Source organism: Bradyrhizobium sp. HKCCYLRH3099, from assembly GCF_051167855.1.
Lineage (GTDB): Bacteria > Pseudomonadota > Alphaproteobacteria > Rhizobiales > Xanthobacteraceae > Bradyrhizobium.
Map to the genome: position 1 here is coordinate 345,760 of NZ_JBNPTW010000001.1, position 25,396 is coordinate 371,155.

General features: G+C 65.5%; 21 protein-coding genes. 7 read left to right on the forward strand and 14 right to left on the reverse strand.

All coding sequences use genetic code 11. The features are described from left to right. Positions 1–380 precede the first annotated feature (380 nt). Both ACQR1Y_RS01645 and ACQR1Y_RS01650 read right to left on the reverse strand, forming a co-directional pair. Positions 381–3,872, reverse strand: coding sequence for an indolepyruvate ferredoxin oxidoreductase family protein (locus ACQR1Y_RS01645; protein WP_434878140.1), 3,492 nt, complete (start codon positions 3,870–3,872; stop codon positions 381–383). 313 nt (positions 3,873–4,185) lie between these two features. Further along, positions 4,186–4,830 carry a trimeric intracellular cation channel family protein gene (locus ACQR1Y_RS01650; RefSeq protein WP_434878139.1) on the reverse strand — a complete coding sequence of 215 codons (645 nt, stop codon included), beginning with the start codon at positions 4,828–4,830 and terminating at the stop codon, positions 4,186–4,188. A 155-nt stretch (positions 4,831–4,985) separates the two neighbouring features. Between ACQR1Y_RS01650 and ACQR1Y_RS01655 the strand changes: the two genes are divergently transcribed. Both ACQR1Y_RS01655 and ACQR1Y_RS01660 read left to right on the forward strand, forming a co-directional pair. After that, positions 4,986–5,408, forward strand: coding sequence for a hypothetical protein (locus tag ACQR1Y_RS01655; protein WP_434878138.1), 423 nt, complete (start codon positions 4,986–4,988; stop codon positions 5,406–5,408). A gap of 193 nt (positions 5,409–5,601) precedes the next feature. Further along, positions 5,602–5,913, forward strand: a complete 312-nt coding sequence (locus tag ACQR1Y_RS01660) for a hypothetical protein (RefSeq protein WP_434878137.1) — start codon at positions 5,602–5,604, stop codon at positions 5,911–5,913. Between the two features lie 70 nt (positions 5,914–5,983). Here ACQR1Y_RS01660 and ACQR1Y_RS01665 read toward each other — a convergent pair whose 3' ends face one another. Both ACQR1Y_RS01665 and ACQR1Y_RS01670 read right to left on the reverse strand, forming a co-directional pair. Further along, positions 5,984–6,799 (reverse strand): isocitrate lyase/PEP mutase family protein, encoded by an 816-nt coding sequence (locus ACQR1Y_RS01665; RefSeq protein WP_434878136.1) that lies wholly within the window; start codon positions 6,797–6,799, stop codon positions 5,984–5,986. Positions 6,800–6,844: 45 nt separating this feature from the next. Next, positions 6,845–7,159, reverse strand: coding sequence for an NIPSNAP family protein (locus ACQR1Y_RS01670; protein ID WP_434858738.1), 315 nt, complete (start codon positions 7,157–7,159; stop codon positions 6,845–6,847). Positions 7,160–7,258: 99 nt separating this feature from the next. Between ACQR1Y_RS01670 and ACQR1Y_RS01675 the strand changes: the two genes are divergently transcribed. Both ACQR1Y_RS01675 and ACQR1Y_RS01680 read left to right on the forward strand, forming a co-directional pair. Then, positions 7,259–7,933, forward strand: a complete 675-nt coding sequence (locus ACQR1Y_RS01675; RefSeq protein WP_434878135.1) for an ArsR/SmtB family transcription factor — start codon at positions 7,259–7,261, stop codon at positions 7,931–7,933. Positions 7,934–8,044: 111 nt separating this feature from the next. Next, on the forward strand, positions 8,045–9,049 hold the full coding sequence (locus ACQR1Y_RS01680; protein WP_434878134.1) for an alpha/beta fold hydrolase: 1,005 nt from the start codon (positions 8,045–8,047) through the stop codon (positions 9,047–9,049). 61 nt (positions 9,050–9,110) lie between these two features. Here ACQR1Y_RS01680 and ACQR1Y_RS01685 read toward each other — a convergent pair whose 3' ends face one another. The 7 genes from ACQR1Y_RS01685 to ACQR1Y_RS01715 form a co-directional block, all read right to left on the reverse strand. Continuing rightward, the gene (locus ACQR1Y_RS01685; RefSeq protein ID WP_434858735.1) at positions 9,111–9,365 is read right to left on the reverse strand and encodes a GCG_CRPN prefix-to-repeats domain-containing protein; all 255 of its coding nucleotides are present in this window, start codon (positions 9,363–9,365) and stop codon (positions 9,111–9,113) included. Between the two features lie 119 nt (positions 9,366–9,484). Then, the gene (locus ACQR1Y_RS01690) at positions 9,485–9,799 is read right to left on the reverse strand and encodes a hypothetical protein (RefSeq protein WP_434878133.1); all 315 of its coding nucleotides are present in this window, start codon (positions 9,797–9,799) and stop codon (positions 9,485–9,487) included. Positions 9,800–9,855: 56 nt separating this feature from the next. Further along, positions 9,856–10,575, reverse strand: a complete 720-nt coding sequence (locus tag ACQR1Y_RS01695; protein WP_434878132.1) for an alpha/beta hydrolase — start codon at positions 10,573–10,575, stop codon at positions 9,856–9,858. 177 nt (positions 10,576–10,752) lie between these two features. Continuing rightward, positions 10,753–11,205 (reverse strand): hypothetical protein, encoded by a 453-nt coding sequence (locus ACQR1Y_RS01700; protein ID WP_434878131.1) that lies wholly within the window; start codon positions 11,203–11,205, stop codon positions 10,753–10,755. Positions 11,206–11,434: 229 nt separating this feature from the next. Continuing rightward, entirely contained in the window at positions 11,435–12,967 is a 1,533-nt protein-coding gene (locus ACQR1Y_RS01705; protein ID WP_434878130.1) for an acyl-CoA carboxylase subunit beta, read from the reverse strand. A gap of 238 nt (positions 12,968–13,205) precedes the next feature. After that, positions 13,206–16,349 carry a multidrug efflux RND transporter permease subunit gene (locus ACQR1Y_RS01710; protein WP_434858731.1) on the reverse strand — a complete coding sequence of 1,048 codons (3,144 nt, stop codon included), beginning with the start codon at positions 16,347–16,349 and terminating at the stop codon, positions 13,206–13,208. A gap of 30 nt (positions 16,350–16,379) precedes the next feature. After that, positions 16,380–17,561, reverse strand: coding sequence for an efflux RND transporter periplasmic adaptor subunit (locus tag ACQR1Y_RS01715; RefSeq protein ID WP_434878239.1), 1,182 nt, complete (start codon positions 17,559–17,561; stop codon positions 16,380–16,382). A gap of 1,241 nt (positions 17,562–18,802) precedes the next feature. Between ACQR1Y_RS01715 and ACQR1Y_RS01720 the strand changes: the two genes are divergently transcribed. Further along, positions 18,803–20,404: an alkaline phosphatase D family protein gene (locus tag ACQR1Y_RS01720; protein ID WP_434878129.1), complete on the forward strand. Its 1,602-nt coding sequence runs from the start codon at positions 18,803–18,805 to the stop codon at positions 20,402–20,404. A gap of 58 nt (positions 20,405–20,462) precedes the next feature. On the opposite strand, the gene ACQR1Y_RS01725 is transcribed toward ACQR1Y_RS01720, so the two are convergent. After that, positions 20,463–21,179 (reverse strand): hypothetical protein, encoded by a 717-nt coding sequence (locus tag ACQR1Y_RS01725; RefSeq protein ID WP_434878128.1) that lies wholly within the window; start codon positions 21,177–21,179, stop codon positions 20,463–20,465. Positions 21,180–21,478: 299 nt separating this feature from the next. Here ACQR1Y_RS01725 and ACQR1Y_RS01730 point away from each other — a divergent pair, with 299 nt between their 5' ends. Then, complete coding sequence (locus tag ACQR1Y_RS01730; RefSeq protein ID WP_434878127.1) at positions 21,479–22,555, forward strand: dienelactone hydrolase family protein; 1,077 nt, start codon at positions 21,479–21,481, stop codon at positions 22,553–22,555. Positions 22,556–22,655: 100 nt separating this feature from the next. After that, complete coding sequence (locus ACQR1Y_RS01735) at positions 22,656–23,141, forward strand: hypothetical protein (RefSeq protein ID WP_434878126.1); 486 nt, start codon at positions 22,656–22,658, stop codon at positions 23,139–23,141. Here the strand turns inward: ACQR1Y_RS01735 and ACQR1Y_RS01740 are convergent. Together ACQR1Y_RS01740 and blaOXA are read right to left on the reverse strand one after the other, a co-directional pair. Next, the gene (locus ACQR1Y_RS01740) at positions 23,130–24,431 is read right to left on the reverse strand and encodes a sulfotransferase family 2 domain-containing protein (RefSeq protein ID WP_434878125.1); all 1,302 of its coding nucleotides are present in this window, start codon (positions 24,429–24,431) and stop codon (positions 23,130–23,132) included. The two genes, ACQR1Y_RS01735 and ACQR1Y_RS01740, sit on opposite strands and share 12 nt — an antisense overlap. Positions 24,432–24,575: 144 nt before the next feature. Next, positions 24,576–25,394 carry an OXA-1091 family oxacillin-hydrolyzing class D beta-lactamase gene (blaOXA, locus tag ACQR1Y_RS01745; protein ID WP_434878124.1) on the reverse strand — a complete coding sequence of 273 codons (819 nt, stop codon included), beginning with the start codon at positions 25,392–25,394 and terminating at the stop codon, positions 24,576–24,578. Positions 25,395–25,396 lie beyond the last annotated feature (2 nt).

The window sequence follows — 25,396 nt, forward strand, 5'->3', positions numbered from 1 at the left end:
GCAACGCCCCTTCCGAGTGAGGCGGGATGTCGGGAGTAAAGCATTATTTCCGAACTTCGTCAAACTAAATCTGAAAAACGGAATTCCCCTTGCCACACTTGTCCGGGACAATCGCCACACATGGCGCTTCGCTCATACGGGCTACACTCTCTCCGCGTCATTGCGAGCGAAGCGAAGCAATCCAGGGCCGTGTGCGCACCCCCTGGATTGCTTCGTCGCTGCGCTCCTCGCAATGACGGTCAAACCGTAGGGTGGGCAAAGGCGCGACGCGGAGCGGCGCGACGTGCCCGCCATCGAGCAATGAACACGCCGCCAGACGGTGGGCACGCGCCGCCGGTGGCGGCGCTTTGCCCACTCTACGACACCTCGCGTGTGGCGCCCTACTCGGCCGCCATCTGGCGCGGCGCCTGGGGCGGGTTCGCCAGATCGGCGGCCAATTGTGCGTAGCGGACCTTGGCGTCCTGCACGGCCTTGTCCTTGACCGGGCCGTAGCCGCGGATCTTGTCGGGCAGCGACAGGAATTCGGCTGCGATCTCGGCGTTGGCCGGCGACAGCAGGCCGAGCACCGTGGCGACGTCCTTCTCGTAGCCGGCGATCAGGTCGCGCTCCATCTTGCGCTCGGCCGAGTAGCCGAAGATGTCGAGCGGCGTGCCGCGCAGGCCCTTCAGCTTCGCCAGCAGACGGAAGGTCTTCATCATGCTCGGGCCATAGCTCTTCTTCTTCGGCCGGCCCTGTGGGTCCAGACCGCTGTTGAAGATCGGCGGCGCCAGGTTGAAGGAGACCTTGTAGTCGCCCTCGAAGGCGTCGTGGAGCTGCTTCTCGAACGTGCCGTCGGAGAACAGCCGGGCTACCTCGTACTCGTCCTTGTAGGCGAGCAGCTTGGCGTAGTTGATCGCGACAGCGCGCGGCAGCGCCTCGCCATAACCGCCCTTGTCGGCGGCCTCGCGGACCTGGTCGACCAGCTTGCGGTAGCGCTTGGCGAGCCGGGCGTTCTGGTACGCGGTGAGGTAGGTCATGCGATGAGCGATGATCTCGTCGAGCGTCATGGCGTCGAGCGATTTCGGCGGCACCGTCTCGTCCTGGCCGGTCATCATGCCGGCGACACGCTCGGGATTGACGACCATGAGACGGCCGAGCCGGAACGCCTCGGTGTTCATCTTGACGGCGACGCCGTTGATCGCGATCGCCTTCTCGATGGCCTCGGCCGACAGCGGCAGAAGGCCCTTCTGATAGGCATAGCCCATCATCATCATGTTGGTGGCGATGGAGTCGCCGAGCAGCGCCTCGGCCGGCTTGGTGAAGTCGAAGAAGGTCGCGTCCTTGCGCAGCGCGGTCTCCAGCAGGCTCGTCACCTTGCGGTTCTGGAAATTGAAATCGCGGTTGAGCACGAAGTCGGCGGTCGGGATCAGGTGGCTGTTGATCACGCCATGGGTGCGCTCGCTGTCGCACAAGGTGATCGTCTCCTTGGCGCCCGCCACCACCTCGTCGGCGGCGATGACGAGATCGGCGGTGCCGGTGACGATGCGCGAGCAGGTCACATCCGCGGTGTTCTGCGACAGCCGGACATGGCTGAGCACCGCCCCGCCCTTCTGCGCGAGGCCGGACATGTCGAGGATCATCGAGGCCTTGCCCTCGATATGCGCGGCCATGCCGAGCAGCGCGCCGATGGTCAGCACGCCGGTGCCGCCGACGCCGCCGACGGCGACATTGTAGGGCCGGTCGAGCGACGGCTTGGTCAAGGGCTCCGGCATCTCGCCGATGTCGCCGAGCTCGGCCGGTGCGCGCGAGCGCGGCTTGCCGCCGTCGATGGTGACGAAGGACGGGCAGAAGCCCTTCACGCAGGAATAGTCCTTGTTGCACGAGGACTGGTTGATGACACGCTTGCGGCCGAGCTCGGTCTCCAAAGGCTCGACGGAGATGCAGTTCGATTGCACCGAGCAGTCGCCGCAGCCCTCGCAGACGGCCGGGTTGATGAAGACGCGGCGCTGCGGATCCTCCATCGTGCCACGCTTGCGGCGGCGGCGCTTCTCGGCGGCGCAGGTCTGCACGAACACGATGGCCGAGGCGCCCTTGGTCTGGCGCAAGGTCTTCATGACGTTCTCGAGCTCGTCGCGATGGGCGAGCTTGACGCCCGGCGCGATGCTGTCCCTCGGATACGAGTCGGGATTTTCGGAGACCAGGTAGATTTCGCGGATGCCCTCGGCGTGGAGCTGGAAGGTGATCTGCTGCGGCGACAGATCGCCGTCATGGCGCTGGCCGCCGGTCATCGCGACGGCGTCGTTGTAGAGGATCTTGTAGGTGATGTTGGCCTTGGAGGCGACCGCCTGGCGGATCGCGAGGCTGCCGGAATGGAAATAGGTGCCGTCGCCGAGATTGGCGAAGATGTGCTCCTCGCCCGTGAACGGCGCGATGCCGACCCACGGCACGCCCTCGCCGCCCATATGCGTGAACGTCTCGGTGTTGCGGTTCATCCACAGCGACATGAAGTGGCAGCCGATGCCGGCCAGCGCGCGGCTGCCCTCGGGCACCTTGGTCGAAGTGTTGTGCGGACAGCCCGAGCAGAAATACGGCGTGCGCGCCACCGGCGAGACCAGCTGCATCTGCGAGGCGTCGCGGCCGTTGAACCAGTCGGCCTTGGCGCGCAGCATCGCCTTGATCTCGGGATTGAGGTCGAGGCGAAGCAACCGCTCCGTGAGCGAGGTCGCGAGCGAGGCGACGGACAGCTCGGTCGCGAACGGCAGGAAGCGCTTGTCGTGGTCGTCCATCTTGCCGACGATGCGCGGGCGGACGTCGTCGCGCCAGTTGAACAGCTCCTGCTTGACCTGGTTCTCGACGATCTCGCGGCGCTCTTCGATGATGAAGATCTCCTCGAGGCCGACCGCGAACTGGCGCACGCCCTCCGGCTCCAGCGGCCAGGGCATGCCGATCTTGTAGAGGCGCAAGCCGATCTTGGCGGCGACCTCCTCGGTAATTCCCAACTCGCGCAGCGCCTGGCGGATGTCCTCGTAGCTCTTGCCGGACGCCATGATGCCGTAGCGGGCGTTCGGGGAATCCATCGTGATGCGGTTGACCTTGTTGGCGCGGGCAAAAGCGATCGCGGCAAAGCCCTTGTAGTCCTGCAGCCGGCGATCCTGTTCGAAGCGATCGTCGGGCCAGCGCAGATTGAGTCCGCCCGGCGGCAGCTCGAAGTCGGTCGGGATGACGAACGGCGTCATCTCGTCGTTGAGATTGATCTCGGCGGTGGTCTCCACTGTTTCCGTGATGACCTTCATGCCGACCCAGCAGCCGGAATAGCGCGACATCGCGATCCCAAGCAGGCCCATCTCGATCATCTCGTGGATCGAGGACGGATAGAGATAGGGCATCAGCGCCGACATGAAGGCGTGGTCGGACTGGTGCGGTACGGTGGAGGATTTGGCGCCGTGGTCATCGCCGGCGAGGCACAGCACGCCGCCGTTCTTGGCGGAGCCCGCCGCATTGCCGTGGCGGAAGACGTCGCCGCAGCGGTCGACGCCGGGGCCCTTGCCGTACCAGATGCCGACGACGCCGTCATACTTGCCGCCGGGCGACAGATGCAGCTGTTGCGAGCCCCACACCGCGGTCGCGGCGAGATCCTCGTTCACGCCGGGCTGGAACTTGATGTTGTACTGCTCGAGATGTTTGCGCGCGGAGAACAGCTGCTGGTCATAGCCGCCGAGCGGCGAGCCGCGATAGCCGGAGATGAAGCCGGCGGTGTTGAGGCCGGCGGCGCGGTCGCGCCGGATCTGGGCCATCGGCAGCCGCACCAGCGCCTGGATGCCGGTCAGGAAGATGTGGCCGGAGCTTGCGGTGTATTTCTGGTCGAGATTGATCTCGCTCTCGTTGATGCCCATTCCGCCCTCTTGCCGTGCTTTATCGGGGTGCGCCGCTTGCCGCCGTCGGGCGGAAGCGCGCGATCTGCCAATGATTTAAGTCTGCTTTTCAAGAATGCGCATCACAAATCTCGCGGATGCAGGGCAGCCACTCGAAATCGCAATTTCATGGCAGCCGACGGCGTCGGTCTTTGCGGTTTGTGTCGAAAACCGCCGCCCGCGCGAAATGGGATGATGTCCGCCATGGCTTCTCTCCGGCTGGCGGACAGTTACCGAATCGTTGCCGCCGGCGCTGCCCCCGCAAGCTGGCTCATTGTGCATCGCGAAAGATGCGTCAGCTCCGGCCCTCCCCCGTGAACACGAACTGCGGCATGTTCCATTTGTAGCGGATCGCCAATAGCCGGAACGACAGGCCGAAGGCGAAAGTCAGCGCGGTCAGGATGCCGCTGCCGAGACCGAGCAACAGGCCCGTCGCATAGATCAGCCCGGTGAGCAGCGACACGCTGGCATAGAGCTCGGCACGGAACAGCAGCGGCACGTCGTTGCACAGAATGTCGCGCAGCACGCCGCCGGCACAGCCAGTGATCATGCCGGCGACGATGACGATGCCGAACGGCACGTTCATCTGCCAGGCGATGGTGCAGCCCGACATCGTGAACACGACGAGCCCGATGGCATCGAGCACGAGGAAGGCCATGGTCAGCCGGTGCACGACGCGCGCCATCGCGATGGTCACGAACGGCGCCAGCAAGGTCAGCAGCAGCAGCGAGGGCTGCGCGACCCAGGCCAGCGGATAATGCCCGAGCAGCACATCGCGCAGGGTCCCGCCGCCGAGCGCGGTGATGGCGCCGAGCAGGCAGACGCCCATCCAGTCCATGCTGCGACGGCCGGCCGCAAGCGCCGCCGTCATCGCCTGCGCCGCGAGCGCGACCCACGACAACAGATGCAACACGCTATCGGCGGGCGGCAGGTTCCACATCGGGAGCTCCAGGGCAAATCAGTCAATCAGAATCGCTCACGCTGACGCGGAACCTTAGCGCGTCGCTGCGCGGCGCAACGCGCGAATTCGCAGGGTTTCGCGGAACAGAGCCGGGGCTGCCTTGGTTGTCGGGGGACAATTGCAAGGAGGACTCCATGGCCAACGAACGACTTCCGAACGAACGTTACCCCGACGGCATGAACCGCCCGGACATGGGCACGCGGCCCGGCGTGACCGGTGCTGACATGACCGGCGCCGGCATGACCGGCACTGAGTACGAGCGCGCCGCGCGGCTGGACAGCCAACTGCAGCCCGATCCCGAACTCACCGAAGGGCGGGCGTCGACGGGCCGCATGGCGGCCTATGCGCTGGGCATCGCGATCCTGCTCGGCGCCGTGTTCTATGGATTGAACAGCGCCTCGATGCGGACCGACCAGGCGAGCACGACCCCTGCCTCGCAGTCGGCGTCGACCAGCAAGGGCAGCACCAACACCTCGCCCGGCGTGACCACCGGTGCCGCGGGTGACCGGACCACGCCGGCAGCGCCGCCGGCTGGCCAGACCAACAACGCCAAATAAGACCAACAACCAATCTCGCGGATGGCTCAGCGCCATCAGCAACTCCGCGGCGGGTGAGCGATCATCCGCCGCCTTTTTGTTTGTTGCACACGACGTGTTTGTTGCACGCGAAGGAGGCCGCGCTGGAACGATTGCCGCGCTTCACGATTGAATGTGCGGCACTTTGACACAACACTCCTGGAGGAGACGAACAATGAAAGCTTTGGCTCTCGCGGCTGCGGCCGGCACGCTCATGATGACGGCTGCTTCGGCTACGCCACTCTCGCCGCAGGTTTCGGTGACCCCGCAGCGCGACGTCCAGACGGTCCGCATGGTTTGCAACGAGGACGGCCGCTGCTGGCGGGAGCACCGCGAGCGTCGTGTCATCATCGAGGACCGCGACCGCGACTCTTACGCCTATGCGCCGCGGGAGCGCTACATCGAACGCCATCGCTATGAGGACCGCGGCGGCATCGGGATCCGTGCGCCCGGCGTGAGCGTCGGCATTGGTGTAGACCGCGACTAGGCGCAGCGCGTTTTGATCGTCAAAAGAACCCGCGGCCCGGGCCGCGGCTTCTCTCATGTGCAGCCTGGTCTCAACCGAAGATCTTGTTCAACTCGCCCCCGGGATAGCCGTTGGCCAATTCGGTGAAGGTGCCTTGCTCGGCCATCTCCTTGGCTGCGCGCATGAAGCCGGCCCAGGCCATCCGCGCCAGTGAACCACCGACGCTGATACGGCGCACGCCGAGGTCCGCGGCCTGACTCAGCGAGAGACCGGACGCCCCGATCAGCAGGTTGACCGGCTTCGGCGCGACCGCTTTGACGACGGCGGCAATCTCCTCGACTGTCTTGATCCCCGGTGCATAGAGACAATCCGCGCCAGCCTCGGCGTAAGCCGAGAGTCGATCGATGACGAGGCCGAGGTCGGGCTTGCCCCAGAGAAACGCCTCGCAGCGGCCGGTCAGCAGCACGTCGCCGCCGTTGGCATCGATGGCTCCTCGCGCGGCGCGGATGCGCGCCACCGCCAACTCGCGATCATACAGCGGATGGTCCTTATCGCCCGTGGAATCCTCGATCGATAGACCAGCGACGCCGGTCGCGACCGCGCGCGCGACATTGGCCGCCACACCCTCCGGCGCCTCGGCGAAGCCACCCTCGAAATCGGCATTGACGGGAATGTCGACCGCCGCCGACAGCGCCGCGAGATGCGCCAGCATCTCGTCCAACGCCGTGTGGGTGTCGGCCTTGCCGATCGACCAGGCGAAGCCGGCGCTGCTCGAGGCGATCGCCTTGAAGCCGAGATGCTGCAGCATCTTCGCGGTGCCGACGTCGAACGGATTCGGCAGCACGAAGCAGCCGGACTCATGAAGCCTGCGAAAGGCGGCGCGCTTGTCTGCCGTGGTGACCGTCATGTCATCCTCCCAACTCTTTTTGGTTGCACCAGCATAATACCGCTCTCATCGCACGGCTACGACATTGCGCAGAAATGTTCGTTCTTCGCCCAGAATGAGCTTGTGCTCCTCCGCGAGCGCGAAATTCGCCCGGCCCTCCGCATCATTGCGCAAGGTCGCGCGATAGCGCTCGTAAGCGGCCAGACTGTCGAAGGAAATCAGGCCATACGCGACGTCGTTAGTCCCCTCATGCGGCATGAAATAGCCGATCAGATCGCCGCCGCAGCGCGGAATGATCGAGAGCCAGCGTTGCGCATAGTGCTCGAACACGTCGCGCTTGAACGGATCGATGCGATAGCGGATGAAGACGGTGATTGTCATGACAACCTCGAGTATGTTTGACACAACCGACACTATCCGCTTGCCCGGCGGCAATGCTTCGCCTAGCATCGAAGTATGAAATCAGGCCCTGATATCGCGATGGTTGCAGCGCTGGTTGGAGACCCCGCCCGCGCGAACATGCTGACCGCCCTGCTCTCGGGCCGCGCGCTGACCGCCACCGAGCTCGCGCAGGAAGCCGGCGTGACGCCGCAGACCGCGAGCTCGCATCTCGCCAAGCTCGAGGGCGGCGGGCTGGTCGAGCCGGAGAAGCAGGGCCGCCATCGCTACTACCGGCTCGCCGATCCCGATGTCGCCGACGTCCTGGAAAAGCTCGCCGGGCTTGCGGCCCGTGCCGGTCACATGCGCGTGCGCACCGGGCCAAAAGAGCCGGAGCTGCGCCGCGCACGCATCTGCTACGACCATCTGGCCGGCGACCTCGGCGTGCAGATGCTCGACAGCATGGTGCGGCAGCGGCTGGTGCGCCGGCGCAAGCAGGAGATCGTGCTGACCGAGGACGGCGAGCAGTTCCTGGCGCGGCATCTGCGGATCTCGCCGGAGATGCTGGCGCACCCGCGCCGCCCCGTGTGTAAGGCCTGTCTCGACTGGAGCGCGCGGCGTCACCATCTGGCGGGAACGCTTGGCGCAGCCTTGATGAAGCGTTTCACCGAATTGAAATGGGCCGCGCGCGATACGACGCCGGGTAGCAGGGTCGTCAACTTCAGCCGTGCCGGCGAAAGGCATTTCGCGGCGCTGTTCGGGCTGGCTGACGGCTGAGCATCACGCGCTGTTTATCGCTTGCGAGCGGAGCGGGCTTGCGTCCCGAGCGAACGCGGGTCACCGCAGGACGGTTGACGACGACGTCGTCGTGTCCGTCCTGGAGTTTCAATGTCTCGCTTCGCCGTCGCGCTTTTCGCCGCCCTGCTCGCAGTCGCGCCCACCATGGCCCCGGCTGCCGATACTGCGCGCGAACCCTATGGCATCAATCTCGAAGGCTTCCCCTATCCCTACCCGGTCAGCCTGCTGCCCCTGGTGAACGACGGCGAGCAACTGCGCATGGCCTATATGGACGTGGCGCCGGCGCAGCCGAACGGCCGGACCGTTCTGCTGCTGCATGGCCGCAACTTCCCCTCGAGCTACTGGGCACCGGTCATCAAGACGCTGACCGGCGCCGGCTTCCGCGTCGTGGTGCCGGATCAGGTCGGCTTCGGCAAATCGTCCAAGCCCACGGGCGAGCTGCATTTCGATACGCTGGCGCGCAACACCATCGCGCTGCTCGATCACCTCGGGATTGGCAAGGCCGAGGTCGTTGCGCATTCGATGGGCGGCATGCTCGCGGTGCGCATCGCCCGCGCCTATCCCGACCGCGTCACGCATCTCGTGCTGACCGCGCCGATCGGCCTGGAGGATTATCGCATGTACGTTCCGCCGATCGCCTCCGAGACCATCATGGCGAACGAGGATCGCCTCACCGCGGAGGGTTACCGCAAGCAGCTCGAAACCAACTACGCACTCAAGCTGCCGCCCGATCAGGTCACGCCGTTCATCGACGCACGGTTCAATCTGAAGGACAGCGCGGATTATTCTCGCTGGCTGAAGAGCTTCGTCAGCTCCTATCAGATGATCTATCGTGAGCCGGTCGTGCACGAAATTCCGCTGCTCACGCAGCAGACGCTGTTCATCATGGGCGCCGATGATCACAACGCGCCAGGACGGCCGAATGCGCCGGAGGCGCTGCGCGCCAAGATGGGACAGAATGCGGAGCTTGCCAAAACCCTCGCAAGTCAGATGCGCGACGCCCGGGCCGAGGTGATCGCAAATGCCGGCCACCTCGTGTTTCTGGATGCGCCCGCGAAGTACGACGCGTTGCTGCTGGAGTTTCTCGGCAAATAGCCCAGGCGATCACACGCGGAAGGGACACCGGCGAGGCCGCGTCCCTGCCGCGGCGCCGGGCTCACCAGTTGCGGAAGCAGCGCTTGCCATAAGGGCCGGTGTGCCAGCCCGGGGGACAATTGTAGAGCGGCCGGCATGCGCCGCGTGGTCCGCGGTGGAAACCGGGCCCGCACCCCTGCGCCACCTGGATGATCTCCACGCCGGATGGGCCCTGCAGCAGGGCTGGCGACACCGGCGCGAGCGGGACTGCCTGAGCAGCCGACACACCGAACAGGCCAAGCCCGATCACGATCGCGGAAGCGGCTAGAATCTTCATCGCACCATTCCCTCCCTCAAGACGCCGCGAAGCGGCGTTCCCTGGAGTAGTCTCAGGGCGAGCTGAAACGTTCAGGCCTCGCCAGGAATGATGCCGGTGCAAGGGCCGCCGACTGCGGCTCAGGCCCCGACAATTTGCGCCAGCACGAAACTCTCGCGCGTGCGCGTGACGTCGGGCCAGTCGCGATTGAAGTCGGCGATCAGCCGCTTCATCTCGCCGCCGCCCACCGCCCGCTCCATCGCGACGGCGTCGTCGAACTGATACATCGCCTGATGCACGGCGGGATCCGTGAGGCTCCAGACGCGCCACGCCTTGCTGACGCCAAAGCTCTTGATCGCGTCGGGCAGATGGACGTCGCGATACCAGCGGTCAAATGCGTCGCGCCTGGCCGGATCGGGCACGGTGGCGCGGACGACGAAGATGGCTGCGGGCATGGGTTCCTCCGGGTTGTTATTGGTCTTGGCGCCACAGCCTACCAGCGATCAAAGGCTCAGCGAAATCCTGCGGCCAGCGACACCACCTGTCCATCGAGCCCGTTGAAGCCGTGATGTCCACGGGCCTGGCACGGATCGCCCTCTTCCGCGCCGCCCGACAGCCATTTGACGCGGGCGCGGCCGCCGGACCATTTGATGAAGGGCTCGACGCCGGCCGGCATCGTGACCTTGCAGGCATCATTGGTGTGATGGATGACGAGCGTGCGCGGCAGCGCCGCGGGTGAGCCCAAAATCGACATCACGTTCGACGAACTGCCGGACTCTGGGCTGAGGAAGCCGGAGGTGAGCACCAGCGCGTCCGGCCGCGCACCGCGCGCGATCCCCTCGGCGGCGCGCAAGGTACCGCGGCTGGTGCCGATGACCGTCACCGGGCGCTTGATCGCGGCCATATAGTCGACGGCCGCCTTGAGGTCGGTATTGGCGTCGGCGATCATCACCGCGAGCCCGCGGGACGCATAGGCGTTGCGCGTTCGCACCAACTGATTGCCGAGAAGGCCGTGGATGTCGCCGTGGTCGCCGACATTGATGGCGCCGTCGCCGCCGGGCAGCAGGATCACGCTGGCGCGCACGGCCTTTGGCCTGATCAGCGCCACACGCGAGCCGCCGACCGTGATGGTCTCGTCGGCACGGGCCGCTTCAGCCGCTGTAACAAAGAGCACCAGCGCCAGACAGCTCCGCACGATCGCGCGCCACGACCACGTCATCGTTCCGATCATCGCAGCCTCCCCGCGCCGACTCGGGCGCCTGCGGAAGACTAGCAGAAAGACAACGAGGCCCGGAGTGCCTAGGAGTCCGGGCCTCGTCACCTCGCGACCTCGCGCGAGCGAAGCCGGTCGGTATTCGTTGATGTCTAGGCTGCGCTCACGCGGACCGCATTGAGCTGGCTCAAGCCGTCAATAGCAGCGCGTGATCGTGACGCTGTGATCGCCGCCGCGGCGTCCCGGCACCGTCACCGTCTGCATCGGACAGCTCGACACATAGGGCCGGTCGGACGGCACGACGTTCGGCGGATAGCGATGCGCCCAGTCCCACGGCACGTCGTAGGTATAGGTGTAACGCACGTCCGCCGAGGTGCGCTCGGGGATCTGCTGGATCACCGGCTCGCCGGTGCCGCCATAGGCAAACGCGCCGGTCGCCGGCAAATAGGGCCGATAACCGCGGTGGTGCGGACGGACGATAGTCATCGGCGGCGCAATGTGGCCCGGTGCAGCGGGCGTAGCGGCGATCGGCGCCGCCACCGCAGCGCCTGAACCGGCCGAGGCGGCCTGCGACGACAGCATCAGCGCGGCGGCCCCTGCGCAGGCAACCCAAACCCGATAAGAAAACGCCGATGTTCTATCAGCCATGATACGCGACCTCTACCCTACGCACTCACCTGCCTTGACCATCAAAGCTAGGCCAACGGCCCAGTTCCCGCAAACCCATCATTAAAGGTTAGTTAAGCCGGATGCTTAACGCCAGGGTCCACGGAAGTGCCAGATTGCCGCGCCGAGCACAGCAGCGGGAAAGCTGCCGCGCCCTTCGATTTCGTGAGACTTCAAATCGGGGACCTCCTCCGCCCCCCATTCCCCCGCTTCACAGCGGCAGATTGTCGTGCTTCTTCGCCGGCATCTCCATCTTCTTGTCGCGCAGCATCGCGAGCGCGCGGGCGATGCGGCGGCGGGTGGAGTGCGGCATGATCACGTCGTCGATATAGCCGCGCTCGGCGGCGATGAACGGCGACAGGAAGCGGTCCTCATATTCCTTGGTGCGGGCGGCGATCTTTTCCGGGTCCGCCATGTCGGCGCGGAAGATGATCTCGACCGCGCCCTTGGCGCCCATCACCGCGATCTGCGCCGTCGGCCAGGCGTAGTTCATGTCGGCGCCGATCTCCTTGGAGGCCATGACGTCGAAGGCGCCGCCATAGGCCTTGCGGGTGATCACGGTGACCAGCGGCACGGTGCACTGCGAATACGCGAACAAGAGCTTCGCGCCGTGCTTGATCAGGCCGCCATATTCCTGCGCGGTGCCCGGCAGGAAGCCCGGCACGTCGACGAAGGTGACGATCGGAATGTTGAAGGCGTCGCAGAAGCGGACGAAGCGCGCCGCCTTGCGCGACGCGTCCGAGTCGAGCACGCCGGCCAGCACCATCGGCTGGTTGGCGACGAAGCCGACGGTGCGCCCCGCGATACGGCCGAAGCCGGTGACGATGTTCTTGGCGAACATGTCCGCGATCTCGAAGAAGTCGCCCTCGTCCACGACCTTCAGGATCAGCTCCTTCATGTCGTAGGGCTTGTTCGGATTGTCCGGGATCAAGGTGTCGAGCGACATGTCGACGCGCTCGATGTCGTCGAAGCTCGGCCATTCCGGAACGCCGTCGGAATTGTTCGACGGCAGGAAGTCGATCAGCCGGCGCATCTGCAGCAGCGTCTCGACGTCGTTGTCGAAGGCGCCGTCGGCGATCGAGGAACGCGTCGCATGAACCGAGGCGCCGCCGAGCTCCTCGGCGGTGACGACCTCGTTGGTCACGGTCTTCACGACATCCGGGCCGGTGACGAACATGTAGCTGGTGTTCTTCACCATGAAGATGAAGTCGGTCATGGCCGGCGAATACACGTCGCCGCCGGCGCAGGGGCCCATGATCACCGAGATCTGCGGGATCACGCCGGAGGCCAGCACGTTGCGGCGGAAGACGTAGGAATAGCCCGCGAGCGCCGCGACGCCCTCCTGGATGCGGGCGCCGCCGGCATCATAAAGCCCGATGATCGGCGCGCGCGCCTTCATCGCCATGTCCTGCAGCTTGGTGATCTTCAACGCGTGGGTCTCGGACAGCGATCCGCCGAACACGGTGAAATCCTTGGCGAAGACGAAGGTCTTGCGGCCGTTGACGGTGCCCCAGCCGGTGACGACGCCGTCGCCGGGAATCTTGTTCTTTTCCATCCCGAACTCGGTCGAGCGGTGCTCGACGAACATGTCGAACTCCTCGAACGAGCCCTTGTCGAGCAGCAGTTCGATGCGCTCGCGGGCCGTCAGCTTGCCGCGGGCATGCTGCGCCTCGATACGCTTCTCGCCGCCGCCGAGCTTGGCGCCTTTGCGCCGCTCCTCGAGGGTGTCCAGGATGTCCTTCATGCGCTTCCCGCCCGTTCCCGATATCGTGACCGTTGGCGGCCTTCTAACACGGCTGTTTCGGCGGCGAAAAGCGGCTTTCGGCAGGGCTGCCCCTCATCCCACAGTTCGGAATTAGAAGCAGAATCAGGGATATGGCCGCCGGCCGGACGCGGGATCGCCGATCTCGGCCACCTCCGGCGCCCTCCTCTCATGGGAGCGGCCCAGATCCGCACTGCGGACCTGGGCCGCCGCATCAGACTCAATGCGCCGCCGACGGCACCTCCTCCTTGGCTCCGGCGGGGACCGTCTCCTTGCCGCGGGTGAAGAACCGGATCACCATCACGAAGAACACCGGCACCCAGAACACGGCGAGGAAGGTCGCCGTGATCATGCCGCCGAGCACGCCGGTGCCGAGCGCCTGCTGGCTGGCGCCGCTCGCGCCGGTGGCGATCACCAGCGGCACGACGCCGAGGATGAAGGCCAGCGACGTCATGATGATCGGCCGGAAGCGGAGCTCGCACGCGGTCACCGTCGCCTCGATCAGCGGCGTGCCGCGGGCCCGGAGGTCCTTGGCAAACTCGATGATGAGAATCGCGTTCTTGGCCGACAGGCCGATGATGGTGATGACGCCCACCGTGAAATAGACGTCGTTGGGCAGGCCGCGCAGCCAGGCGGCGGCGACCGACCCGATCAGGCCGAGCGGCACCGCGAGCATGACGGCGAACGGAATCGCCCAGCTCTCATACAGCGCGGCGAGACACAGGAACACGAACAGGATCGACAGACCGAGCAGGAAGACCGCCTGCGATCCCGCAAGCTTCTCCTGCAAGGACTGGCCGGTCCAGGCGTAGCCGAAGCCCTTCGGCAGCGTGCCCATGAGCCGCTCCATCTCGGCGATCGCGTCGCCCGAGGTGTAACCGGGCTTCGGATTGCCGGTGATGCGCACCGACGGATAGCCGTCGAAACCGACGACCTGGGTCGGACCGACCGACCAGGCGATGCGCGCGAACGACGAGAACGGCACCATCTCGCCGGCATTGTTGCGGACGCTGTAGGTCAGCAGATGATCGGGCTTGGTGCGCTTGTCCTCGTCGGCCTGGACGACGACGCGCTGCATGCGCCCGAGATTCGGGAAGTCGTTGATGTAGTTCGAGCCGAGGCTGGTCGACAGCGCGCCGTTGATCGCGGCGAAGGTCACCCCGAGCGCGGCCGCCTTGGCGCGGTCGATCTCGAGCCGCACCAGCGGCGCCGGCGGCAGGCCTTCGACGCTGAGCTTGCCGAGCACGGGCGATTCCGCGGCGGCCTTGAACAACTGGTCCTTTGCCGCCATCAGCGCGTCATAGCCGCGCTGCGAACGGTCCTGCAGACGGAAGCTGAAGCCCGACGTGTTGCCGAGGTTGTCGATCGGCGGCGGCGCCAGCACCGAGACCTCGGCGTCCCGGATCTTGGCCAGTTCCGGATTGAGACGCGCGATCAGGGCGTCCGCGCTCTCGTTGCGGCCGCGCTCCGACCAGTCCTTCAGCGTCACGAAGGCCTGCGCCGTGTTCGAGCCCTGGCCGTAGAAGCTGAAGCCGGCGATGAAGGACACCGTGTCGATGCCGGGCGTCTCCGCGAGCTTCTTCTCCACCGTCTGCACCACATCGAGCGTGCGGTTGGTGCTGGCGTCGGCTGGCGTCAGCACGTCGACCATCACAAAGCCCTGGTCGTCAACCGGGAGGAAGCCGCCCGGCAGACGCCACAGCGAATAGCCGAGGCCCGCGAGCAGCAGGACGTAGATGATCATGAACCGGCCGCCGCGGGCGACGACCCAGCGCGTCGCGCCGGTGTAGCGCTCCGTCACCCGGCCGAACCAGCGATTGAACCAGCCGAAGAAGCCGCGCTTGGCGTGGCCGTGGCCCTTCTCGATCGGCTTGAGCAGGGTTGCGCACAGCGCCGGCGTCAAGGACAGCGCGAGGAAGGCCGAGAAGCCGATCGACACCACCATCGACGCAGAGAACTGCTGATACATGATGCCGACCGAGCCCGGGAAGAAGGCCATCGGCACGAACACCGCCATCAGCACCAGCGTGATGCCGATGACCGCACCGGTGATTTGCTCCATCGCCTTGACGGTGGCCTCGCGGGGCGACAGCCCCTCCTCCGCCATGATGCGCTCGACGTTCTCGACGACGACGATGGCGTCGTCGACCAGGATGCCGATCGCGAGCACCATGCCGAACATCGTCAGCACGTTGATGGAGAAGCCGAGGCTGAGCAGCACCGCACAGGTGCCGAGCAGCGCGATCGGCACCACGATGGTCGGAATCAGCGTGTAGCGGATGTTCTGCAGGAACAGGAACATCACCAGGAAGACGAGGATCACCGCCTCGCCCAGGGTCATCAGCACCTTCTTGACGGAGGCGGCGATGACCGGGGTGATGTCGTAGGAGACCTCGTATTTGACGCCCGGCGGGAAGAACGCGGCGAGCTCGGCCATGCGAGTCTTCACCGCCGTCGCCGTGGCGAGCGCGTTGCCGGTCGGTGCCAATTGTACCGCGACCGCAGCGGCCGGCTTGCCGTCGAGCCAGGACGAGAAGGCGTAGGTCAGGCCGCCCACCTCGATCTTGGCGACGTCTGACAGCTTGACGGCGGAGCCATTGAGATTGGCACGCAGCACGATGTTGCCGAACTCTTCCGGCGATTCGAGCTGCCCCTTCACCAGCACGGTGTTCTGCGTGCGCTGGGCCCTGGGCGACGGCGGCACGCCGAGAATGCCGGAGGCGACCTGCGCGTTCTGCGCCGCGATCGCGGCATCGACGTCCTGCGCGGTGAGGCCCAGACCGAGCAGCTTGTCGGGATCGAGCCAGATGCGCATCGCGCGCTCGGTGGCGAACAGACGGGCGCGGCCGACGCCCGGCAGGCGCCGCAGCTCCGGCAGCACGTAGCGGGTGGCCACGTCGCCGAGACCGATTTCGTCGAGGCTGCCATCGGTGGAGGTCAGCGTGACGAACTGCAGGATGGCGCTCGAGGCCTCAAGAATGACGATGCCCTGCTTGCGCACGGCCTCAGGCAAACGCGGCTCGATGCGCTTGATACGGTTCTGCACGTCGACCGCGGCGAGCTCGATATCGGTGCCCGGCTTGAACTGGGCGATGATCTCGACTTCGCCCGTGGTGTCGCTGGTCGATTCATAGTTCAGGATGCCGGCGGCGCCGTTGAGCTCCTCCTCGATCAAGCGCGTGACGCTGTAATACAGGTTCTCGGTCGACGCGCCCGGATAAGCGGTCGAGATCGAGATCGAAGGCGGCGCGATGATCGGATATTGCGCGACCGGCAGGAACGGAATCGACAGGATGCCGCCGAGACAGATGAAGATCGCCACGACCCAGGCAAAGATCGGACGTGCGATGAAAAAGGGTGACATGACAGATGCTCTCCGGGCCGCGGGCCACGTTTACTTCGCAGCGGACGGCTTGTCGGCGACCGACATCTTCCACGGCACCGGCGTGACCGCACTGCCGGCCCCGAACTTCTGGAAGCCGTCGACGACGATTTTCCAGCCGGGCTTGAGACCATCCTCGATCAGCATGCCGCCGTTGAGCGAACGCCCGAGCCGCACCGGCTGCAGGTTCGCCCGCCCCTCATTGTTGACGACGTAGACGGCGCTGTTGCCGGCCGTCGTCCGCTGCACGGCCTGCGACGGCACGACAATGCCCGCAGTGTCGATCGCCTCCTCGATCTGAACGCGGACATACATGCCCGGCAGCAGCTCGCCCTCCGGGTTCGGAAACTCGCCGCGCAAGGTGACCTTGGCCGTCGACGGATCGACGCTGACATCGGAGAACAGCAGCCGTCCCGCATGCTTATAGGTCGAGCCGTCGTCGAACACGAGACGGACCCGCGCCGCCTCCGGCGACACGCTCTTGAGCCGGCCTTCGGCGAGATCACGCCGCAACTGATTCAGCTCGTCCACGGACTGCGTGAAGTCGGCATAAACAGGATCGAGCTGCTGGATGGTCGCCAGATGCGTCGTCTCGTTCGGATTGACCAATGCGCCTTCGGTCACCAGCGCACGTCCGATGCGGCCGGAGATCGGCGCCCGCACCGTGGCCCAGTCGAGATTGAGCTGGGCCTGCGCCACCGAGGCCTTCTGCGCGGCGACCTCGGCCTGGGCCTGACGCTCCGCCGCGACGGCCAGCTCATACTGCGCCTGCGTGGTCGCCTCGCCCTTCAAAAGATTCTTCAGTCGATCTTCCTGCCGGTCCGCCTGATAGAGCACGGCCTCGGCCTTGGCGAGCGCGGCGCGCGCCTTCTCGAGCTCGACCTCGAACGGAGCCGGATCGATCCGGTAGAGCACGGCGCCCGCCTCGACCATCGCGCCCTGCTGAAAGCTGCGCTCGACGACGATGCCGCTGACGCGTGGACGCACCTCCGCAATCCGCATCGACGTGATCCGTCCCGGCAGGTCCTTGGTCAAGGTCACCGGCGCCGAGATGACATTGACGACGCCAACCTCCGGAGGATTACCGGTTCCCGGCGCCGAGGCGGCATTGCGGTCACTGCACGCCGCAAGCGTCAGGAGCGATGCGCCACAGACCATCGCACCGGCAGAACGGATCAACTGCTCTTTCAACATGAAGCCCATCTGATTACTTCGCGGCGCGCATCATTCCCGGGTCGATTCAGGGCCGGTCCGATCATCGAAGAATGACCGGTCGCCCTGCCCCAGGTCGTCGCTCACAAACTTGGCGCGCCGTATACCACGGTCGCGAGCTGACGAACTTTCGTGCGGCGGTTACATAGGTGACCTGTTAGCTCCCGGCCAGCTTCTTTCCTGAACAAAACGCCGCCTGCGACAACGACGCCGAGGACATCGACGGCGGCTGCGCACTTTGTCGCGGTCCTCCCATTCGACGCGGGCCACGAGATAGCGCATGAGCCCGCCACGATAAGACGACCGCATATCCGTTACGGATCAGTGACGCTGCAGACTGCGCGACATTTTTTCGCGGAGTTCGCTGCTCATCAGTCCCGCTCCGACGCGGTCGAGAGGCGCCTTGCCTCCGATTGGCCTCTCCCGGCGCGCATATTCTCAAGCTTTCGTCGAGCTGCTAACGGATCGTTCACGATGCCGTCATCTGGTGTCATCACACCGACTCCGTTGATGTCACTGCATGACATCGTCCGCTGGATGTGCATTGGCCTGGACGCGTCAAACAGCGGATATGACGAAGCGATCCCGCGGCGACTTGCGCCCGAGCTTTGCATTCGGCCAACCTCTTCTCTGGACGAAGAGGCGCAGGGAAGACCGGGTATCGACTGACACCCGCGGTCCGCGTGCAGCAAATAAGCACGCGGCAGAACCACAGGTTCAGCCCAATATCCGGCCTTCCCTGCGCGACGGTTTTGCGGGTTATAGGTGCTCTCCCCGGGGACCGGCTGTCTTGCCCCCGTCACCAGCGGATCATCACCACCGGCTTGGTCTCAGCGTCGGGAGACCAGGACCACACCACTTCGCCGTCGCCTCACTCCGTTCGTCGGCCCGACTGTGACATCAGGCTGCAGAGCGACGCGCCCATCGCATCTCCGGCTCGACGTTCGTGACGATCGCGAAACGTCCCTCTTCAGCGAGCCGGGATGCGCGAGACTGTGAGGGTGATTTGCCCGACGAGGCAAGGGATGCATGCGCGACAAACTGGCACGACGGGCGGTTTGGACATGCGCGCCATGCGGAGATTGCCCGTCGTGCAGGTGACATATCAACGGCGTCAAGACCGTTGCGATCTGCTGTCATGACTCCGTGACAGACAAGGCCCAGGAGGAGACGGCCTTGCGAAGCCTGATGCAAGGCGCGGCTCCGGCGGCTAGACTGCCGCCATGCCCAGATTCCCGATCAGCTCCGGCCTCGACCGGCGAACATTGCTCCGCATGGCATTGCAGGCCGGCCTGCTGCCGCTCGGCGCGCCGCTCACGCACATCGCGCGGGCGCAGACGCCGGCGCTGAAATCCAACCCGTTCACGCTCGGCGTCGCCTCCGGTGACCCCGCTCCCGACGGCTTCGTGATCTGGACCCGGCTCGCGCCCGAGCCGCTGCAGCCGCGCGGCGGGATGATCGCGCTGCCCCGCGAGGTGAGCTGGGAGGTCGCCAGCGATGCGGGGATGAAGGACATCGTGCAGTCTGGACTTGCGATCGCCCGCATGGAGCTCGGGCACTCCGTGCATGTCGAGGTCGCGGGCCTCGCTCCCGGGCGCGACTACTACTATCGGTTCCGCCTGCCCGAGGCGGAGAGCCCGGTCGGGCGTGCGCGGACCTTTCCCGCGGCCGGCGCCGACGTCGCGCAGATGCGCTTCGCTTCGGCAGGCTGCCAGGAATGGGATCGCGGCTACTACACGGCGTGGCGCGCGATCGCGCAGGACCAGCTCGACTTCGTCTTCCACTACGGCGACTACATCTACGAACATCCCTATGCCGCCGACCACAAGGGCGTGGCGCTGCCGCGCCCGATGCCGAAGAACTTCGCTACCTGCTACACGCTGCCTGAGTACCGGCAGCGCTATGCGCTCTACAAGACCGATCCCGACCTGCAGGCCGCGCACGCCTCGTGCCCGTTCCTGCCGAGCTTCGACGACCATGAGGTGATGAACAACTGGGCCGGCGACCGCGACAGCCGCGATACGCCGCCGGAGGTATTCCTGTTCCGGCGCGCGGCCGCGTTCCAGGCCTGGTATGAGCACATGCCGGTGCGGCGGGCGCAGCTGCCGCGCGGGCCGGACGTTCTCGCCTATCGACGCCTCGCCTTCGGCCGGCTCGCCGACATCGCCGTGCTCGACACGCGGCAATACCGCTCGAAGCAGCCCTGCGGCGACGGCATCAAGGACTGTGCGGAGGCCAGCGAGCCCGATCGCACCATGATGGGCGCGCAGCAGGAGCGCTGGCTGGCCGACGGCCTGCGCGGCAGCCGCGCGACCTGGCAGGTGCTGGCGCAGCAGGTGATGTTCGCCCCGTTCGATTGGCGCTCGTTCCCATGGCTGCCGTCGTCGGACGCGCCGCTGCGCAGCCTCGACAAATGGGACGGCGCCAGCGCCGCGCGCGACCGCGTCATGCAGATGCTGCGCGAGGCCGGCATCACCAACACGGTGGTGCTGACCGGCGACCTGCACAAGGGCGTCGCGCTCGAACTCAAGCAGGACTGGCGCAACCCGGCCTCGCCCTGCGTCGGCGTGGAATTCCTGGCGACCTCGATCTCGTCCGACGGTGACGGCTTCGCGCGCTACGACAACGAGCCGACCTTGATGGCCAACAATCCGCACCTGAAGTTCTTCAGCAACCAGCGCGGCTACATCCGCCATGTCGTGACGCCCAACCGCTGGCAGGCCGACTACCGCGTCGTCGACCGCATCAGCGTCGCCGACGGCACGGTGTCGACCGCGCGGTCGTTCGTCACGCTCGCGGGCAAGCCGGGGCTGGTCGACGCGTGAGGCGCCTACCGCGGCCGCCAATTGGACGGCTGTCTTGCAGACATCAGGCGTTCAGCAGCTAGGCCGCTTCGATACGTGCCTGGTCAAGCTTGCTGCAGTAGATGGCCGACTCCATCAACAAGGTCAGCGCGATATCTGGAGACAATACGCCTCTCACATCATGAATGGGACGGCTTGCTGCCTGCGCAGCGATCGCAGACCACCACGCGATTGGGGCGATGCCGAACTCGCGACCGGCGCCAGGGATTTTTCCGGCGAAACAGACTATTGCCACCGGCCAAACCGCCTTCAATAGATCGCGTGCCGCTACGTGAGCCTGGTGCGGTGCAGGGACCGATGACCTGCCTTCATCGGGTCCACCAATCGTCGACGCCACATGTTCGAACATTGCACCCAGCTTCGGCATCTGCTCGATCTTCAGGCCTGCTCCGAGAGCGCCGCCAGCTGCCAGCGACCAGACGCAGCGATTTCCATCGGCCTGCGTTTCCGGCACGAGCATGTTGTTGAGGGAATCGCCAAACCAATATTCGTCGCCGGATTTGACGGTCAGCCGGTTGATATTGCCCCCAACAACAGGCGGGCTGGCCGCAAACAGCGTGCGCTGAGCGGCATAACCCGCGATCGCTCCGACAGCGGACATGTAGGTCTCGGCATGAATGCGTCCGTCGATCGTCAGGCACGCCGGAACATTGCGAAACAAATGGCCAAGCGCATAGTTGCAAGCCACGGCGTCGGGCGCGTTTTTCCACGGCAGCACGTTCTCAGCAGTTGTCACCGGCTCGTCCCTGCAATGCGACGGAAGCAGCAGCGGCTCGCACCACGGCGCCCCCTACGCCGCCCATCTGGGCGCTGAATAGACCGCGACTATATGACAGACTTCTAACTTCTTCGCTCGCCGCCCGGCTCCATAGGTATCCGACGTAGATTCGTGCGGCGCATCATTCCTCCTCCCTCGGCCAAATTGTCCACTGCTCATCGTGGACACAACTCTGGCACGAGTTTGACAGTTTCTCCCGCGCCCGTTCTACTCGGATCCAAAGCCGCGCCAAAAAGCGGCAGACCAGGAGCATGCCGATGGAGCGATACGGTGGTGCGGCGCGGATCGCACATGCCGCGCATGTTTGTTTTGCGCCTGTGGCGCGCTACGCTGCTCAGTGCTGGCGAAACCTGGTTACGACGGCTGCCCTGGCACTGCTCACCTTAGTCAGTGTTTCGCTCGGCACAGAGGCCCAGGGTATTTCCAAGGACCTGCCGGCGCGGATCGAGATGTATCCGATCCCTTCGCTCACGTTGTCCGACCGGCAGTTCCTTGCCGGCGACGAGGGCGGGAAGCCGGTCACCTTGGCCGGCGAGCTGCGCGTCGCGCAGGGCAGCGGCCGGATGCCGGTGGTCGTGCTGATGCACGGCTCCGGCGGCGTCGGCGGCAATATCGCGGCCTGGAGCCGCAGCTTCAACGCGATGGGGATCTCGACCTTCGTGATCGACGGCTTCACCGGGCGCGGTCTCACCGCCACCAGCACCAACCAGGCGCTGCTCGGCCGGCTCAATTTCATCGTGGACATCTATCATGCGCTCGATGTGCTGGCGAAGCATCCGCGCGTCGATCCCGAGCGCATCGCGCTGATGGGCTTCTCGCGCGGCGGACAGGCGGCGCTGTATGCGAGCCTGCAGCGCTTCCACAAGCGCTGGAACACTTCCGGATTGCAGTTTGCCGCCTACATCCCGTTCTATCCGGATTGCTCCACCACCTATCGCGACGACACCGAATTGGTGGCGCGGCCGATCCGGATCTTTCACGGCGGGCCTGATGACTACAACCCGGTGCGCACCTGCAAGGCTTTCGTCGAGCGGCTGAGGGCCGCCGGGCGCGACGTCGAGCTGACCGAATATCCGGACTCGCCGCATGGCTTCGATCTCGGCCTGCTCGGCGCCAACATGCTGGCGCTCGCGCCCAAGGCGCAGACCGTGCGCAACTGCCGGATCGTCGAAGGTGACGGCGGCATGCTGATGAATGCGGAGACGCAGCAGCCCTTCACCTATCAGGACGCCTGCGTCGAGCTCGATCCGCATGTCGGCGGCAATCCGGCCACAGCCGAGGCGGCGCGGCAGGCGGTGACGGACTTCCTGCGGACGCTGTTCAAGCTGTCGTGACCAGAAATAGAACGATTTCGGTCAATTTTTGAGGTTACGCATCGAACGTATCGGGTGATCAGGCGTTGTCGCTCGCTTTTCGACGATGAAACGGAGCCCGATGATGCGCGCCTCACGCCTTGCAATTCCCACTTTGCTCACCGCCCTCGCACTGGGCGGCGCAGCCCATGGCGCGCCCGCCTCGCCATTCCGCGCGCTGGAGGGCGCCTGGACCGGCGGCGGCGTCATCAACCTGTCCGGCGGCAACCAGGAGCGGCTGCGCTGCCGCGCGGCCTATGACGTCGGCGGCGCCGGCGAGCAGCTGCGGCTCAACATCCGCTGCGCCAGCGACAGCTACAACATCGACCTCTCCAGCGACGTCGCCTATCGCGGCGGCGAGATCTCCGGCCAGTGGACGGAGTCGAGCCACAACGCCTCCGGCACGATCGAGGGCCGCGCTGTCGGCAACCGTATCGAAGCGCAGGCACGCGGCCAGGCTTTTTCGGCCGGACTGGCGCTGACCACGCAGGGTCGCCGGCAGACGGTATCAATTCGGCCGGCGGGCACGGAAATCACCGGGGTCGACATCGAGATGTCACGGCGGTGATGGCCGGCCTGCAAGCCGGGCGCGCTCATCTCCATGCCAGTGACCAGGCCCGCTCAGGGTCATACGGACGCGTTGCTCGAAGAGACCGCGTGCCTTGTCGTAGAGCGCCACATCGATGGCATTCAGGCGCCTGATGCTGTCGATGTCGTGTTGCGAAACGGTCGGGTTCGACGCGCGGAGCTCGTTGACGTTGAGGCGCTTCGCCGTCAGATCGAGCCCGATCATCTGCGACAGGATCGCGACGCCCTCATCGAACCGCTCCACGATGCCGACAAAGTCGAAGCGCGACAGATTTTGTTCGGCCTCGTGGCGCAGATCGCGGATTGCGGCCTGATTCTCCGGTCGGATGTCATGTGCGATGAACTTGGCTTGCAGGTTTTGCGTCACCATCAGGACTGACGGATCGTCGCAGGCGAGAAACTCGGACAGCGTCGTCTCCCGGGCGATCTCGACCGCCCGTCTGCTATAGTCCGACACCGGCGATGCCGATCGCAGGAAGTAATAGTTCGAGATCACCCGCTCGACGGGGTCTCTCAGGAAGGTGAAAAGAAAACGGTCGGGACGAAGCTTGGCGACATGCTGATAGCTGAAATGTCCGATCACGAGATCATTGAGCGAAATCTCCGCCGGCGACGCTTCATCGAAATTCTCGAGCGACTCGTGAAAGATCGCCGCGCCCTGCATCGATTCGAACAGAGCGTGCTGGAGGGAGGTGCCCGCCGTCTTGCCGATGTGCATGAAGCTGAGCTGACGTCCCGCCAGGCCCGGCGGCAGAGTCCGCTTGGGGTCTCTGGATCTTTCGAGGCTGTCCAGCAGCCGTTTCCGCCGATCCTGCGCCAAGGCCAGATCAGAGCAGCGCTCTTCGTAGGCGCGACGGTAGCCGTCGTAACCTCGGCGCAGCTCGCTGGCCTCGAGGTCCAGGTTTTCGAACGCGCTCTTGTAGCCGTCACGCCCCCTGCGCAGCTCGCTCGCCTCGGCGCTCAGGTTCTCGAAGGCTGCCTTGTATCCATCGGCCGCCTGGCGTAGCTCGGTGGCCTCCACACTCAGGGCCTCGAAGGCCGCCTTGTATCCATCACGACTTTGTCGCAGCGCGCTCGCCTCGTCCTCCGCGCTTCGCTCCTGGAACTGGCCGAAATCGGCTGGCTCAGACTTTGCGGCCGAACCGGAAAGCGCCGCAATCTTCGCGCCGAGCCGCCTGGCGGCACGCCGCATCATGATTCCAAGCTTCGCAGGGTAGACAATCATCAACACAATCTCACGCAGGTCAAAAAGGTTGCTCGAGCCGGTCACGCGACGGAGGATCATGTGACCACAGGTTGCGCTGCTAGCACGGCGATACCGCTCAGGCGAGCCTGCAGATTGACGCGCGGTTGGATCGGAGTTCCCAAGGCAGCTTTGCGGACGCTTCACAACCCATCGCGTCCGGCAAGCGCCCTATAGCGCGCCGATCTGCTTCAAGCAGTCCTGCGTCAGCGTCATCCGGGCCTCGACGTGGCGCGGCTCGGGGCAATCCATGTTCATCGCGAACACGGTCGGCTGGTCACCCTTGTCGACCCAGCCGACCATCCAGCCGAGCGAACCCTGCTCCTTGCCGAGCAGGCCCGACTTGTAGTGGATGACGGCATCGCCGACCTTGGTCGTCGGGATGATGTCGCGCGTCAGGTCCTGGCTGCGTTTCGAGACCGGCAGCGCGCCGCGGCGGAGACGATCGATGAAATCGACCTGCTCCACCGGATCGATGCGAAGCGCACCGGTGAGCCAGAACTGATCGATGCCGCCACCGATGTCGTGATTGCCGTAGTCGAGCTCCTCGAGGAATTTCTGCATCCGATCGGGGCCGATGCGGCGGGCGATGTCCTGATAGACCGGCACCGCCGAGACCGCGATCGCGCTGCGGAGCGTGTGGTCCTTGTTCCAGGCCTCGATCGGCCTGACGACGCCGTCCCACTTGAACACGTCCTTGTCGGGATCGGCCACCACGCCGGTCTCCAGTGCGATCAGCGAGTTGGCGATCTTGAAGGTCGAGGCCGGCAGCTTCGCCTCGCCGGAGCGATCCTTGTCGCTGGCGATGATCAGATACTCCTCGACCTTGTAGGCGAAGAACGTGCCCTTGGTGCCGACATCGGCGAAGCTTTGCGCGAGCGATGCGCGGATCTCGTTCCGCGGCGGCGCGACATGGGCGAAGGCACGCGCGGGCAACAGTCCGGCGCCGGCGAACAGGCCCAGGGCATGGCGGCGGCTCATCATCGGCATCG

What these genes read in the sequence shown, in the direction of transcription:
- ACQR1Y_RS01735 (WP_434878126.1), top strand. Translation starts at nt 22,656, where the DNA reads ATGATGCGCGCCTCACGCCTTGCAATTCCCACTTTGCTCACCGCCCTC.
- ACQR1Y_RS01650 (WP_434878139.1), bottom strand. Translation starts at nt 4,830, where the DNA reads ATGTGGAACCTGCCGCCCGCCGATAGCGTGTTGCATCTGTTGTCGTGG.
- ACQR1Y_RS01730 (WP_434878127.1), top strand. Translation starts at nt 21,479, where the DNA reads ATGGAGCGATACGGTGGTGCGGCGCGGATCGCACATGCCGCGCATGTT.
- ACQR1Y_RS01695 (WP_434878132.1), bottom strand. Translation starts at nt 10,575, where the DNA reads ATGATCGGAACGATGACGTGGTCGTGGCGCGCGATCGTGCGGAGCTGT.
- ACQR1Y_RS01675 (WP_434878135.1), top strand. Translation starts at nt 7,259, where the DNA reads ATGGTTGCAGCGCTGGTTGGAGACCCCGCCCGCGCGAACATGCTGACC.
- ACQR1Y_RS01690 (WP_434878133.1), bottom strand. Translation starts at nt 9,799, where the DNA reads ATGCCCGCAGCCATCTTCGTCGTCCGCGCCACCGTGCCCGATCCGGCC.
- ACQR1Y_RS01670 (WP_434858738.1), bottom strand. Translation starts at nt 7,159, where the DNA reads ATGACAATCACCGTCTTCATCCGCTATCGCATCGATCCGTTCAAGCGC.
- ACQR1Y_RS01655 (WP_434878138.1), top strand. Translation starts at nt 4,986, where the DNA reads ATGGCCAACGAACGACTTCCGAACGAACGTTACCCCGACGGCATGAAC.
- ACQR1Y_RS01660 (WP_434878137.1), top strand. Translation starts at nt 5,602, where the DNA reads ATGAAAGCTTTGGCTCTCGCGGCTGCGGCCGGCACGCTCATGATGACG.
- ACQR1Y_RS01645 (WP_434878140.1), bottom strand. Translation starts at nt 3,872, where the DNA reads ATGGGCATCAACGAGAGCGAGATCAATCTCGACCAGAAATACACCGCA.
- ACQR1Y_RS01665 (WP_434878136.1), bottom strand. Translation starts at nt 6,799, where the DNA reads ATGACGGTCACCACGGCAGACAAGCGCGCCGCCTTTCGCAGGCTTCAT.
- blaOXA (WP_434878124.1), bottom strand. Translation starts at nt 25,394, where the DNA reads ATGCCGATGATGAGCCGCCGCCATGCCCTGGGCCTGTTCGCCGGCGCC.
- ACQR1Y_RS01705 (WP_434878130.1), bottom strand. Translation starts at nt 12,967, where the DNA reads ATGAAGGACATCCTGGACACCCTCGAGGAGCGGCGCAAAGGCGCCAAG.
- ACQR1Y_RS01700 (WP_434878131.1), bottom strand. Translation starts at nt 11,205, where the DNA reads ATGGCTGATAGAACATCGGCGTTTTCTTATCGGGTTTGGGTTGCCTGC.
- ACQR1Y_RS01680 (WP_434878134.1), top strand. Translation starts at nt 8,045, where the DNA reads ATGTCTCGCTTCGCCGTCGCGCTTTTCGCCGCCCTGCTCGCAGTCGCG.
- ACQR1Y_RS01720 (WP_434878129.1), top strand. Translation starts at nt 18,803, where the DNA reads ATGCCCAGATTCCCGATCAGCTCCGGCCTCGACCGGCGAACATTGCTC.
- ACQR1Y_RS01715 (WP_434878239.1), bottom strand. Translation starts at nt 17,561, where the DNA reads ATGTTGAAAGAGCAGTTGATCCGTTCTGCCGGTGCGATGGTCTGTGGC.
- ACQR1Y_RS01685 (WP_434858735.1), bottom strand. Translation starts at nt 9,365, where the DNA reads ATGAAGATTCTAGCCGCTTCCGCGATCGTGATCGGGCTTGGCCTGTTC.
- ACQR1Y_RS01710 (WP_434858731.1), bottom strand. Translation starts at nt 16,349, where the DNA reads ATGTCACCCTTTTTCATCGCACGTCCGATCTTTGCCTGGGTCGTGGCG.